At 51.9% G+C, this 13,200-nt stretch carries 15 protein-coding genes; 3 read left to right on the forward strand and 12 right to left on the reverse strand.

Annotation, left to right across the window (positions count from 1 at the left end; translation table 11 throughout):
- The first annotated feature begins 349 nt into the window (after positions 1-349).
- Both ABEV74_RS19435 and ABEV74_RS19440 read left to right on the forward strand, forming a co-directional pair.
- On the forward strand, positions 350-766 hold the full coding sequence (locus tag ABEV74_RS19435) for an Rrf2 family transcriptional regulator (RefSeq protein ID WP_062496348.1): 417 nt from the start codon (positions 350-352) through the stop codon (positions 764-766).
- A 94-nt stretch (positions 767-860) separates the two neighbouring features.
- Positions 861-1,724 (forward strand): SDR family oxidoreductase, encoded by an 864-nt coding sequence (locus ABEV74_RS19440; protein WP_062489329.1) that lies wholly within the window; start codon positions 861-863, stop codon positions 1,722-1,724.
- 316 nt (positions 1,725-2,040) lie between these two features.
- On the opposite strand, the gene ABEV74_RS19445 is transcribed toward ABEV74_RS19440, so the two are convergent.
- Positions 2,041-2,295, reverse strand: a complete 255-nt coding sequence (locus ABEV74_RS19445; RefSeq protein WP_430148649.1) for a hypothetical protein — start codon at positions 2,293-2,295, stop codon at positions 2,041-2,043.
- A 40-nt stretch (positions 2,296-2,335) separates the two neighbouring features.
- Complete coding sequence (locus tag ABEV74_RS19450; RefSeq protein ID WP_062489333.1) at positions 2,336-3,253, reverse strand: aldo/keto reductase; 918 nt, start codon at positions 3,251-3,253, stop codon at positions 2,336-2,338.
- 456 nt (positions 3,254-3,709) lie between these two features.
- Between ABEV74_RS19450 and ABEV74_RS19455 the strand changes: the two genes are divergently transcribed.
- Positions 3,710-4,180: a hypothetical protein gene (locus ABEV74_RS19455; RefSeq protein ID WP_430148651.1), complete on the forward strand. Its 471-nt coding sequence runs from the start codon at positions 3,710-3,712 to the stop codon at positions 4,178-4,180.
- A gap of 159 nt (positions 4,181-4,339) precedes the next feature.
- Here the strand turns inward: ABEV74_RS19455 and ABEV74_RS19460 are convergent, their stop codons facing one another.
- The 10 genes from ABEV74_RS19460 to ABEV74_RS19505 form a co-directional block, all read right to left on the reverse strand.
- Positions 4,340-4,744, reverse strand: coding sequence for a type II toxin-antitoxin system death-on-curing family toxin (locus ABEV74_RS19460; protein ID WP_430148654.1), 405 nt, complete (start codon positions 4,742-4,744; stop codon positions 4,340-4,342).
- Between the two features lies 1 nt (position 4,745).
- Entirely contained in the window at positions 4,746-5,039 is a 294-nt protein-coding gene (locus tag ABEV74_RS19465) for an AbrB/MazE/SpoVT family DNA-binding domain-containing protein (protein WP_062489339.1), read from the reverse strand.
- Between the two features lie 220 nt (positions 5,040-5,259).
- Complete coding sequence (locus ABEV74_RS19470; protein ID WP_430148656.1) at positions 5,260-6,105, reverse strand: SMP-30/gluconolactonase/LRE family protein; 846 nt, start codon at positions 6,103-6,105, stop codon at positions 5,260-5,262.
- A 58-nt stretch (positions 6,106-6,163) separates the two neighbouring features.
- Positions 6,164-7,390, reverse strand: a complete 1,227-nt coding sequence (locus tag ABEV74_RS19475; RefSeq protein WP_430148659.1) for an enolase C-terminal domain-like protein — start codon at positions 7,388-7,390, stop codon at positions 6,164-6,166.
- A 27-nt stretch (positions 7,391-7,417) separates the two neighbouring features.
- Positions 7,418-8,203: an SDR family NAD(P)-dependent oxidoreductase gene (locus ABEV74_RS19480; protein WP_430148662.1), complete on the reverse strand. Its 786-nt coding sequence runs from the start codon at positions 8,201-8,203 to the stop codon at positions 7,418-7,420.
- Between the two features lie 25 nt (positions 8,204-8,228).
- Positions 8,229-8,912 carry a GntR family transcriptional regulator gene (locus ABEV74_RS19485; protein WP_430148665.1) on the reverse strand — a complete coding sequence of 228 codons (684 nt, stop codon included), beginning with the start codon at positions 8,910-8,912 and terminating at the stop codon, positions 8,229-8,231.
- 18 nt (positions 8,913-8,930) lie between these two features.
- Positions 8,931-9,974, reverse strand: coding sequence for a DUF4432 family protein (locus ABEV74_RS19490; RefSeq protein ID WP_430148667.1), 1,044 nt, complete (start codon positions 9,972-9,974; stop codon positions 8,931-8,933).
- A gap of 19 nt (positions 9,975-9,993) precedes the next feature.
- Positions 9,994-10,827 carry a carbohydrate ABC transporter permease gene (locus ABEV74_RS19495; protein ID WP_235593311.1) on the reverse strand — a complete coding sequence of 278 codons (834 nt, stop codon included), beginning with the start codon at positions 10,825-10,827 and terminating at the stop codon, positions 9,994-9,996.
- Positions 10,824-11,687: a carbohydrate ABC transporter permease gene (locus ABEV74_RS19500; protein WP_062489350.1), complete on the reverse strand. Its 864-nt coding sequence runs from the start codon at positions 11,685-11,687 to the stop codon at positions 10,824-10,826. Before ABEV74_RS19500 ends, ABEV74_RS19495 begins: the two co-directional genes overlap by 4 nt.
- 79 nt (positions 11,688-11,766) lie before the next feature.
- Positions 11,767-12,888 (reverse strand): ABC transporter substrate-binding protein, encoded by a 1,122-nt coding sequence (locus tag ABEV74_RS19505; protein WP_430148671.1) that lies wholly within the window; start codon positions 12,886-12,888, stop codon positions 11,767-11,769.
- Between the last annotated feature and the right edge of the window lie 312 nt (positions 12,889-13,200).

Consider the following 13,200-nt stretch of genomic DNA (forward strand, 5'->3'; position numbering starts at 1 on the left):
GCTCGTATGGGTATTTATTCCTATGTATTCGACAAAAGCGGCACGACAAATTGCGAGCCAAGTCTTACAAAATACGTGACCGGTAGACGAGGGCTGCGTTCCCCCTTCTGCTTGTTCTTCTTCTTAAGCCGATCACTTGCCTTACGCTTAGTCCGAGTACTGTTACTCCTTCCTCATTGATCATCCGCCCATCATCTGCACCATAACTACCATCTTCCGTTCTGGTCAATGTCGCGGTCTCCTGTATCATAGTGACATTAACTCAGATCAGTTGCAGGTCGACATGATTGCCGGGCCATTGACACACGATGAGGTTATAACTATAATGGTTACAACGGTGGTGATACAAATGAAACAAATCAGTACGCGCTTTTCGATTGCTGTTCATACTCTTTCCTTAATCGCCGTCAGCCCGAATGATTGCACCGGGGACTTCATCGCGAGCAGCGTGAATACAAATCCCGTTGTAATCCGGAGAATTATGGGTATGTTAAAGAAAGCGGGGTTAGTGGACGTTCGCGCAGGGGTTGGAGGGGCTTCCCTGCTTAAAGATCCCGGCCAGATTACACTCCTCGATATTTATCGGGCTGTGAATGCGGCAGAAGAGAACCGGCTATTTCGGATACACGAAAATTCCAATATCAATTGCCCCGTCGGGCGGAATATCGAGCGGGTCCTGCAAGCGGAATTGAAGGAAGCCCAGTCCCTTATGGAACAAAGGCTGGCACAAACGACGCTGGAACAGCTCATCGGAAAGTTTAAATAAATAAAAGCTCATTTACGAGCTCTTATTTTATACATGCGTTGTATCACATACTGTTATAACAAGACATACTACAACCGAAACGGAGGAATAGGCAATGAAAATGTTGGTGACTGGCGCGACAGGAAAACTGGGCAGAAAAGTAGTCGAGACGCTGTTGAAATCTGTACCGGCGAGCCAGCTGGCTGTCAGTGTCCGCAATCCGGAGAAAGCGGAAGATCTCCGCGCTCGGGGAGTTGACGTTCGGCAGGGAGACTTTGACCGTCCGGAAAGCTTGGATGCGGCCTTTGCGGGGATCGACCGGATATTGATCATTTCCGCGGACGGTGACAATGAAACCAGAATTCGTCAGCATACGAATGCGGTAGAAGCAGCTGCACGTGCGAAAGTAAGCTTCATCGCTTATACGAGCTTGGCGAATGCAAGCGAAAGCCAATTGTTCCTAGCTCCGCCGCATCAAGCCGCAGAAAAAGCCATTCTGAAAACCGGCATTCCCTACTCGTTCCTGCGTAACAACTGGTACCTGGAGAATGAGATCGCGAGCATTCAAGGCGTGCTGGCAGGAGCGCCATGGGTGACGTCTGCCGGAGGCGGAAAGGTAGGCTGGGCCCTGCAGCAAGAATATGCGGAAGCGGCAGCAGCCGTGCTGGCCGGGAACGGTCATGAAAATACGATCTACGAGCTGTCCGGCAAGCCGCTGTCGCAGGAAGAACTGGTATCCGCACTCGGCAAAGTATTGGGACGGGAAGTTCCTGTGCAGCACGTCGATGACGCCACCTATGCGGACATCATGAAAAATGCCGGCGTACCGGACTTCCTCATCCCGATGCTTGTAGAGATTCAGCAAGGCATTCGGTCAGGCGCTCTCGAGATCGAAAGCAACGATTTCGAAAAGCTGCTCGGCCGTCCGTTAACGCCAATCGACCAAGCCCTGAGCCAGCTTGTAAAAGGGATTTCCTAAGTACCGAATCGGAATTTATAAATGCTGACCTTTCTGAAAGAGAGGTCGGTTTTTTTGATAGCCTGTCTAACCGTCCGCGCCATCCGTCAAACCGTCCAAGATCCGTTTACGCGCCTCTTCTTCTGTTAAATCGTCTCCGGTCCGTCGGTGCGCCCGCCTCCATCTCCTCCGTCTCCAGGCAGATTGCTTTGGTGAAAAGCTGCAAAAGTACAGGAATTGGGGCCGGACAAGATGACTATGGCGCAAAATCCTGCCAAAATACAGTAATTTTGGTCGATTTTTGAAAATTGGGCTTGAACGGATCAAAAAAATTGCATTATCGCAGGAATTTTCGCGTTTTCGTTATTTTACGCCCGAAAAACCTGCACTTTTGCAACTTTGATCGCAAAAGAAGCAAAAGCCCCGGCACAAAGCCAGGGCAATTCAACTTAACGTTGTCATACTTTTCAACTATAAGTGCAACTTCTTCTTCCCCATTGGCAAGCCCGTTCTCCCTCTGCTCTAACAAAGGAATAACGGCTTGTCCCTCAACTTCAAGTTGATCATCCTGCTCGGCGGGACGGCGTTGCATATTTCATCAGGCATCCCGCTCGTCCTGACGCTTATCTTCTTTACGGCAGCACGTTGCCTGCCGCACGGTAAATTTCGTACCAATCTTCACGAGTCAGATAAACGTCGGCGGCTTTGCAGCAATCTTTCAACCGTTCAATATTCATCGTCCCGGTCACCGGTTGCATGCGGGCCGGATGGCGCAGCAGCCACGCGATCGCGATCGTCGTGTTGGTCACGTTGTATTTGGCGGCGATTTCGTCGATTTTTTGATTCAGTTCGGGGAACTTGTCGTTGCCGAGAAATACCCCTTCAAAAAATCCGTATTGGAACGGCGACCAAGGCTGAATCGTGATGTCGTGCAGACGGCAGTAGTCGAGCACGCTTCCGTCGCGGTCGATCGCGGAGTCGTTCTCCATATTGACGTTAATGCCGTTGGAAATCATCGTGGCGTTGGTAATGCTCAATTGCAGCTGATTGGCAACGATCGGTTGCTTGACGTACTTTTTCAGCAGTTCAATTTGCATCGGCTTTTGATTGGATACGCCAAAATGGCGCACTTTCCCCGAGCTTTGCAAAATATCGAACGCTTCCGCCACTTCTTCGGGCTCAACCAGCGCATCGGGACGGTGCAGCAGCAGCACATCGAGATAGTCGGTTTTCAGCCGCTTCAGGATGCCGTCCACGGACGTCAGAATATGTTCCTTGGAAAAATCGAAGCTGCCCTTGCGGATGCCGCACTTGGACTGAAGAATGATCTTCTCGCGAATGTCATCGTTCATCTGAATCGCGTCGGCAAAGATTTCCTCGCAAGCCCCGCCGCCGTAAATATCGGCATGATCGAAGAAATTCGCCCCTTCGTCCAGCGCCGTTCGCACAAAGCGCTCCGCCTCGGATTTGCTCAGCGAATTAATCCGCATGCAGCCGACCGCTATAACGGGGACTTCAAGATTGCTCGTTCCCAGCTTGATCGTTCTCATGGTAAACGTCACTTCCTTCGTTAAATTAGTCGCGACCGGTTTCGCAGGAGACAAAATGCGCGATATGTAAGCGGTAACACCAAATCGCCGCGCAAAACGGTGAATCCCTTTCTTATTGTGACACAAAAGTAGGGAAGCTTTCAAGACTAGCGGTTCTGCTGCTTGCTAGGTAATACGAAGAATTACTAGGTAACACCAACCATAGTTGGCGGTTCAGCAGTCTAAGCCAGGTAAAAGCAGAATCAGCTTTTTTCCGTCCATCATATCCAGGTCACATTCCTAGCCGTTCATATACCGCTCTGCTGGATAGGGACGGTCGGATGATTCATTTCAGGAAACCAGGGGAATTGTATAAATTAGGAATTTCGGCACCGTTCACATTTGAGAAAAAATGATACACTATAGATATTGCCTACTGGTCTGCCAGACAAAATAGAAAGGCGGAGGGGAAACGTTATGGAGAGAAGTATGAAGAACTCAACAATCCTAATTCTTCTGGTCGCGTTATGTGCAACAGCATCGTTCTTTTTTTTCAATGCTATTTCTTCAAATGCCAAAGAACCCGATGAATCAGAAATTCATAAGCTTTTCGGCACTTACTTCAGGGCCATTAAATCTGGCGATGTAGATACGGCTATTCAGTTGGTTATTGATACCAGATGGAACGATCTGAAAAGTCAACGGGAAGGCTATCAAGCTGCGGCAAAAGAAGATGTGATATATAGCGCCAAAGTCGTTTCCATCTCTCCCCAAAACGATGTCAAATACGGAACAATTTATAACGCTAAACTTAATGTGAAGAATAAAACGAACGGAGAATTCGAAATTATACTCCCGGTCGTCAAGGTTAACGGGAACTGGAAGATATTAATTCAACCCGTTGATTTACCACCTGCCTATTCCGATGTTGTATCATTCGTTGATTGAATTGAGCCAATGCTTCTTATTATCGCGCCATGTGTTAAAGCAAAAGCTCCGACCTAAAGTCGAAGCTTTGATTTTGGAGGCAAGCCGAATCCCTGTGCGGGTTATGAAGCTGTTGTAACGTAAATGGTTGTTTGCCATTTGGCTTACTCCCTGCTCCTTCTAAGCATCAGAAATTCGTTCTTCACTATATTTCTCAAGGGTATTAGCTATACCATCCAGAGAATAATCTCCTTTTGCAATATCTACAACAAACTCAACCGCTAACGCACGTTCCATTCGCAAATGAAATCCATTAATCTTTAAAAATGACTTAACTGCCAGATAAGCCGTTCGCTTATTTCCATTATGAAAGCAATGATTCTTAACTAAGGATACTAACAAGGCGGCAGCTTTATCGAATAACGATGAGTATGCGTCCTCGCCAAATACGCTTTGCCTTGGCCTGTATATCGCAGACTCAAGCAATGCATGATCCTTCACACCGGCCTGTTCCGCATCTCCCATTTTCTTCATCATGAAATAATGCGCGGTTATGACTTCCTCTTTACTTAAAAAGATCGTCATGTCATCGATCCCTTAAATCCTTGAAAATGTCGATATCCTCTTCAAAGACATCATAAAATGCTTCCAACACCTCCGGGCGGACATTGTCAGGCAAAGCAGCATGCCGGACTTTCTTGAGCAGAATCTCGCCCTGAGCCGTTTCAATAAATTCGATTTCATCGCCTTGTGCTACGCCTAGTTTCTCGGCTAAACTTTTGGGCAAGCTCACCCCCAAGCTGTTTCCCATTCGCCCAACTTTACGGGAATAACGCTTTATTCCTTCATTCTCATTTTGCATTTTGACCACACCATTCATTTTATGTCCTCCTTCTATAGTATGATCAAAAGTCAATATGTTATACCTTAATTACAGTATAAACGTTATAACATTAGACTTAGTTTATCATGTTCGATAAAGGAACTCAACGCAATGAGACAGTCTCTATAGGCAATCACCATCAAATTGGAAGGTTCCTCAATAGAGGATTTTGCCCTGAATGCAAAAAAAGCGACTTTCACAGTCGCTTTTGATCGTATCACAACAGGGATTTGCCCGTGGTGCCGACCGGAACTTTCGTAATGTGCCACCTTCCCAGATTGGAAGCGTACAAGGCGTCTCCGAAGAAAGCGCAGTTCGTCGGATGGCAGAACGTATGGGCTTCGGGATCGTGCGCCACCAGCTCAACCTCCCCGTTGCCGCCAATGCGCAGCACTTGCGAAGGTTCGTAGCAGCTGACGTAGATCCGTCCTTGGCTGTCCACCGCCAAGCCGTCCGGCAGCGCTTCCACCTCGGCCACTATTTCTTTACGGCCCGCCTTGCCTTCCCCGTCGACCGGAATTTTGCTGATCCGATGGTCGAACGTCTCCGCCACATACAGCGCATTGTTGTCCAGGGACAGCGCCATCCCGTTGGCGAAACCGAGCGGCTGATCGTACCACAAACCGCCTTCCCCGGTTCGCAGGTCGAACTTCCAGATGCCCGGCCCGTTCTTGTTGCTGCTCGACACATACAGGCAGCCGCGTTCATGATCGACCACGGGAAAGTTCGGGGTTGTCAGCTTCATCTGATCGTTGCCGTCCGCGAAGATTGAGATTTGCCGGGAACGCGTATCCAGCTTGAAGACGGCCGACTTTTTCAAATCGCAAATATACAAGTTGCCGCCGCGATCGAAGGCCATCCCCAGGCAGAAACCGCCCGTTTCCGCGATAAGCTCGATACGCTTGCCTTCCGGATCGATGCGGAAAATTTCGCCGTCCTCCCCGCCGCACCACAGATTACCCTCCGCATCGAAGGCCAGTCCCTCGGGATGATTCAGCTTCGGTTCGGTCAGCAAGCCGTCGAAAAACACTTCCACCTTCTCGATCGGAATCAAAGGTTGCACATCATTCCCTCCTCTTGTTCATTTCTTCATCCGCTGCCGGCGCTCGCATGTCAGAAGGTCAGAAGCTCGCTGCCGGGTCGGCCCAGCGCTCGTTCGGCACGACCGGGAACCAGTCGGGACGGTGCGGATCTTTATCGTACGTATAATTGCCAAGCTCCCGGTACAATTCCGCGTACTCCTTCAATTTGTCCTCATCGAGCTCCACCCCGAGTCCGACACCGTCGGGCACCCGGATTTTGCCGTCCCGATACTGGAATTTGCCTCCCTTGATAATGTCGTCCTCAAGCTGGTGATAATGGGCGTCCGCGGCAAACGACAGATTCGGGAGGACCGCGCCGAGATGAAGCATCGTCGCCAGCTGAATGCCGAGCTCTCCGGAAGAGTGAACGGACACGCCCAGCTGGAACGTCTCGCACACGCCTGCCGCTTTGATGCAGGGGCGGATGCCGCCCCAGAACGTCGTATCCAGCAAAATGACGTCCACGGCGGGATTCAGCACATTGGCGGACAGCTGCTCGAAATTGACGACAACGGTGTTCGTGGCCGTCGGGATCCCGATTTTCTCCCGCACTTGCCGCATGCCGTTCAGGCCCCATGTCGGATCTTCAAAATAATCGTTGTTCACATGCTCGATCTGTTTGGCGAAGCGGATGCTTTCCTCCACGGACAGGGCCGCGTTCGGGTCGTACCGGTATTTGTCCTCCGGGAACACTTCGGCCATGGCCAGGAAACATTCCAGCTCGTATCGCGGATGGAATACGCCTCCCTTGAGCTTGTGGGTCTGAAAGCCGTACTTCGCTTTCAAATCCCGCAAATGCGCCACCAATTGCTCCGGCGTCCGCACTTCGCCCTCGCCGGTCTTCGCGTTCGGGTAACGGAAAAACAAATAGCTCGCGAAAGCAACTTCATCCCGGATTTTGCCGCCCAGCAGCTGATACACCGGAACGCCCAACTTCTTCCCGATAATGTCGAGGCAGGCAAATTCCAACGCCGCATGGATTTGCGTGCGGTTATTGTACAGGCTCGCCGTCGGGTTGCAAATTTTGAAGCGCATCTGTTCGAGCTCGAACGGATCGTGGCCGACCAAATAGGTTTTCATGCCGTGGAAGGCCGCCTCCGCGCTTTCTCCGCCGCCCCCCATCTCGCCGAGCCCGACAATCCCTTCATCGGTCTCCACCTGGACGATCGTGCGTACGAATCGTCCCCAATGCGCTCCGTTGGCGTGTCTGAGCGGCGCTTCCAGAGGAACCGTTACCGTGGTTGCTTTAATATCCGTTATTTTCATCAAGGTTCTCCTCCCTTCATCTCTTGCTTACTCAGGCAATGCCACGGCCGCCGCCGAAGATAACCCTCCGTCCACTTTCAGTTCGCTGCCTGTCATGAACGAAGAAGCAGAACTGGCCAAAAAGACGACCGCATCCGCAATTTCCTCCGGACGGGCCACTCTGCCGATCGGGTGCATCCGCCCCCACGACCGCACCGTGCCTTCCACATCGTCGCTGAACAGGTCGGCTGCCCATCGCAGCATGGGCGTGTCGACGGAAGCCGGACATATGACGTTCACGCGGATGTTTTCATCGGCATGATCGACCGCCATGGCACGGGTGAGCGCGTTGATTGTCCCTTTGCTCGCGGTGTAGGCGGCCACTTGCTTCTGGGTTACGAATGCCTGAATCGAAGAAATGTTGACGATCGATCCGCCCTGCCGTTTTCTCATTTCCGGAATGACGTGCTTGGAAGTGAGAAATACCCCTTTCAGATTCGTGTTCAACACCTCGTCCCACAGCTCTTCCGACGTTTCGACGACCGTTCCGTATCGCTGGATGCCTGCGCAATTCACGAGAATATCGATGCCGCCGTAACGTTCCGCGACCTTGCACACGGCCTGTTTGACCTGATCTTCCCGCGTAACATCCATCTCAATGGCGATGGCTTCGCCGCCCAGCCGGGCGATTTCCGTTGCGGTGTCCTTTAGATCGTCCGGACCGATGCCCGCCACAGCAACTTTGGCTCCGTACTGGGCCAGCCGAATCGCCGATGCTTTGCCGATGCCTTTGCCGGCTCCCGTCACCAATGCCACTTTTCCCGTTACATCCATCTCAGCGGTCTCCTCCGTTAACGATTTAGGTGATAAAATAATCTTTATATTTTTCCTGTACTTCCGATGGTTTGGTCACGTACTGGAGATGAAGGACCATCGTTTCCCGAGCTTTGTCTGCGTTCCTTTCTTCCAGCGCCTGAATGATCGCGAAATGCTGCCGGATCAGTTCCGCGATTCGGGAAGGAATCGGCAAGCTGAGCAGGCGGACACGATCCATCTGGACTTTGATCTCTTTGATAATGTCCCATACCTTGCCGTGGCCGCTCATCTCCGCCAGGGAGCGATGAAATTCCTCATCCAGCTCATAGAAGCGAATGTAATCGTTTCGCTGGTGGCTCTTCTCCTGCTCGGCTACGTTTTCTTTCAGCCGTGCGATCTGTTCCGGCGTAATCATCTTGATGAGTTCGCCCAGCACGGAAATTTCCAGAGACTCCCGGATGAACGTGGATTGACGCACGTCCTCCAGATCGATCTTCGTCACGAATGTCCCCCGCTGAGGCAAAATTTCCACGAGACCTTCTTTGCTCAAACTGATGAATGCTTCGCGCACCGGCGTTCTGCTGACATTCATCTTGACCGCAAGGTCCGCCTCGGAAAGCCGTTGTCCCGGCTCCAGTCTGGCGTGGATGATCGCTTCCCGAATCTCGGTATACACCGAATGTTTGACGTTCGACGCATCCATGGATCGTTGCGTTCTTTCCCTCATGGTTTCTCACCCACTCCCTTATTCTTTGCTTTCACCAACCTCGAAAGTCAGTTCGAAACGTTTGATCTCCTGTGCTCGAAACAGAAGCGTTGTGCCACGATCCGCGGCCGTCTGAAGACCGTTAGTGGGCATGCTGGAGAAAGGCTCCAACCCGATGTTGTACGTTCTCCCGTACCATGGATAGTCCATATTGTCGCCATACTCTTGCCAGTACCATAAATACGGAAAAGTCATATGATCCCACGTCACGGTCACCTGCGCTCCGATCCGTGGATTGGTCAGGGTGTAGGCACCCTCTTGCAGATTGCCGATATACAGCATCTCGCTCTTCGTTCCCGGCGGTGGAATGCGGCTAAAATCTATTTTTTCATGATTTGGTCCGTCTGCATAGGGCCAATGTCTGACTGCCGTGCCGCCGACTCTTCTGCCGGTGCGGCTGATCGGTTCGTCATGCGGGATGATGACCGGCTGCCCCGGCAGCCGAATGATGCAATCCGGCTCCAGAAACGGAGGCCCGAACACGATATGATGGCCCCACATCGCAGGCAGCTCCGCCTGTGATAAATTTTCGGCTTCCTCCCGGATGAACAGCTTGCCGGAATTCTTGTCCAGCCTCAATACTTTCCGAAGGCGAAAAGGATACTTCCGGGTGTACACCGTAAAAGCGACCTCGATCCGCTCCGGTTCGTCGCACAGAATCGCATAGTCCCAAGGCGCCTGGCTCACTTCGCCGTGCTGGCCGAAATAAGCGCCCTTCATGCGGCTGGGCGGTCCGCCGTTCGGAAACACCTCCTGCCATCCGCCGGTGTAATAGTCGACGAAATTGGTGGAGGGATCGGCATACGCTCCCGGATACCGATGCGGATTTTGCACCCCGTTCGGGCTGAGCCACATGACGTCCAAATCCATCGGTTTATACAGAAACTCGAAGATTTCGGCGCCTTTGTCCGGGAGAATGCCGACCCGCACTTTTTCATTTTCCATGATGACGACCCGCATGCCGTCCCACTCATACCGGTCGTGAATCCGGCATCCATAGTTCCTCTGTTTCCTGTACATCATCGCAATCACCCCCATTGATTCAGTCCTTCACATTGATCGCCAGTCCCTGCATGAAAGAGCGCTGAAGGCCGAAGAACAGCAGCAGTGTCGGCAGCGATGCGATCAGGGCGCCCATGAGCAGCGTCGGCATCCCGGTGCCCGAATACATCCCGGTCATCTGCGCCAGGCTGGCCATGACGGGCCGGACCTCTTCGTCGCGCGACAGCACGAGCCCGAAGATCAGGTCGTTCCAAATCCACGTGAATTGCAGCAGGAACAGGACGAAAAACGGCGGCAGCGACTGCGGAACGAACAAATACAGAAACGTCTGAAAATCGCTGCATCCGTCCAGTTGAGCCGCGTTAACATAATCTTTGGGAAAGGTCATATAATAATTCCGCAGGACGAACAAGCAGAACGGTATGCATATGCCGATGTAAAACAACGTTAATCCCAACATCGAATTGTATAAGTTGATGCCCGAATACATCTTGAACAGCGGGATCAAGTACATCTGAAACGGGAACAGCGTCCCGCTGTAAATAAGCAAAAACCAATAGAAGGCGCCCTTAATCTTGAGATTCGTCAGAGCGAAAGCGGCCAGCGCAGCCAGCGCGATCGCGAACCCGGCGCCGAGACAGCCGTACACGATACTGTTGACGAAGCCCCTGCCAAGGTCCGTGCGGAACAGCACCTGCTCGATGTTGTCCACGATCGCCCAATCCGCCGGCAATTCCCAGAACTTGGACTGCCGAAATTCTTTTGTCGACTTCGCCGCATTGATGATGACGATCAAAACAGGAGCGACCCACAATAAGGCCAAGAGGACAACGGAAGCTTGAACGAACGTTTTGCGAATCGCCCGTGTCATCATGCATCCTCCCCTTTTTGGATCGTTTTCCTGAGGTACAGCCACGAGAACAGAAATACCATCACGGTCAATATCATCGATACTGCGGACCCTTGCCCCATGTTGGCGAGAACGAACGATTCCCTGTACATCGTTACGGCCAGCGTTTCCGAGGAACGATAAGGTCCGCCCTGCGTCATGACCCAAATAATGTCGAACACTTTAAAGCTGTTGACCAGCGCCATGCCCGCCACCACGATAGTGTAAGGCTTCAGCAGCGGAACCGTAACGGAGATAAACGTCCGGAACCGGGAGGCACCGTCGATCATCGCCGCTTCGAACGGGTCTTTCGGCAGAGACTGCAAGCCGACGAGGAAAAGAATCATGTTCGTCCCCGTGCTCTGCCATATCGACGCCATAATCATGCTGTACGTGTTGTAGGGCGGCGTATTCAGCCAATCCACTTTCCAATGAATGCCCAACTCTGCGAGCAGCGAATTGATGCCGAGCGGGGAGAACAGAAATCCCCATATGATCGCGGTAATCGTCAACGATATGCCGTAAGGCAGGTAGAAAATGTTTTTAAAAACCGCATGCCCCCACATATTCTGGAGAACGACGCTCAAGATCAGTCCCAAACCGACGGGTATCAGCAGCGTTGCCACGACCCACAGAATCGTATTCGTAAACGAGGTGAGCAGCACGGGGTCTTGAAAAAACCGGATATAGTTGGCGAGCCCCACCCATTCCGCTTGTCCGTACCCTTTCCAATTCGTAAAACTGATATACAGTGTAAACACGGCCGAGTACAGGAACAGAACCGTAATGAAGGACGCTGCGGGGAGAACGTATAGATAGGGAAATATTTTTTTCAGCTTGGACATCGTCTTTCACCCCACACTTTAATCTGCCTGAAAAGGCGGTAGCTGCGTACCGCCTTCCCTCCTTGACATGCCGTACGGCCTACCTGCTGCTCCAATAGCTGCTGGCCTTCGCTTCGATCGTCTCCAGCACATTTTTGTATTCGTCCGGATTGAACATGAAGCGGACAAATTGGTCCACCGCATATTCGCAAATTTCCGTCGGCGTGCCTTCCCAATAGCGGGGCAGCAGGCGATAATCCTTCTCGTCCACTTCTTTCATAATATCGTTGATCACCGAATTATCGGATTGCACGCCCGGCACAAGCGGCGCGACTCCGATCGTCGACGTCCACGTGCCGCTTACGTCGGTTTCGAACAGATGCTTGGAAGCTTCGATCGCGTTGTCCCGATCCTTACTGTGTTCCGAAATGAGCAGCGCGCCCGTCTCGAAAATGATGTTGTTGCCCGCTTCCGGCCGAATCGGCGGCAGGATGAACGCGCCATAATCTTCGCCAGGCTTCAGGCCTTGCCCCATCAGGACACCGTTGTACCAGTCGCCCATGACGAACATGCCCACGTTGCCGTTCGCAAACTCCGAGGCCATCGTGTTTTGCCAGTTCAGCGGTTCGGAGAAATAACCTTTGTCGTAAAGCGATTTCCAGATTTCCATCACTTCGACGACTCTTTCATCCGTATACTTTGCGCGGCCTTCCAGCAGATCGACGTACAAGTCCGGATCGTACTTGATCATGAGCTCTTCGAACCAGATGAATCCCGGCCATCTGCCGTCGGCTGTCTGGGCGATCGGGCTGATTCCGCTCTTTTTCAGCGTCTCGGCCACTTGAAGGAATTCTTCCCACGTCGTCGGCACTTGCAAATTGTTGGCTTCGAACACCTTCTTGTTGTAGAACACTTGCCAGTAGTTCACGGCGAGCGGGAGTCCGTACACTTTGCCGTCGAAGGTGAACGCATTCGCCAGGTCCGCGTTCACGCCTTTCTCCTTGTACGTCTCCCATGCTTCCGTCAAATCCGCCAGCAGGTTTTCTTTGACGAGCGATTCCATCCGGTAGCCGGACCACCATTTGAACATACCGGGCGAATCCGGAGAGCTCAACGTTGCGCGAAGCGTGGACTGATAGGCGGTCGTATCCGCATACGTATTGACATCAAGGCTGTATCCGTATGCTTTCAACGCTTCGCTTACTTTGTCCAATCCTTCCACAAAGCTGCCTTCATCGTTAGAAACGCTTACAACTTTGACGTCTTGACCTCCTTGTTTCCCATCCCCGCCGACGGAAGTGTCACCGGAGCCATTGGCACCGCTTTCACCATTGCCGCCAGAGCAAGCGGACAACACCAATAAGCTTGCCAACACCAGCATGCTTGCGACCCACTTTGCCTTCTTCAATGGTATTCCCCTCTCTTTTTCTGTCATGTGCTTTTCTGTCTCTAAATGCATACTACCATGGTAGTATGCATTTTACAATATATTTTTGTAAGCGTACACAATAGAAATTATCCTGAATTTCGAAAG

It is taken from the genome of Paenibacillus cisolokensis (genome assembly GCF_050481165.1).
GTDB lineage: Bacteria > Bacillota > Bacilli > Paenibacillales > Paenibacillaceae > Paenibacillus_AH > Paenibacillus_AH cisolokensis.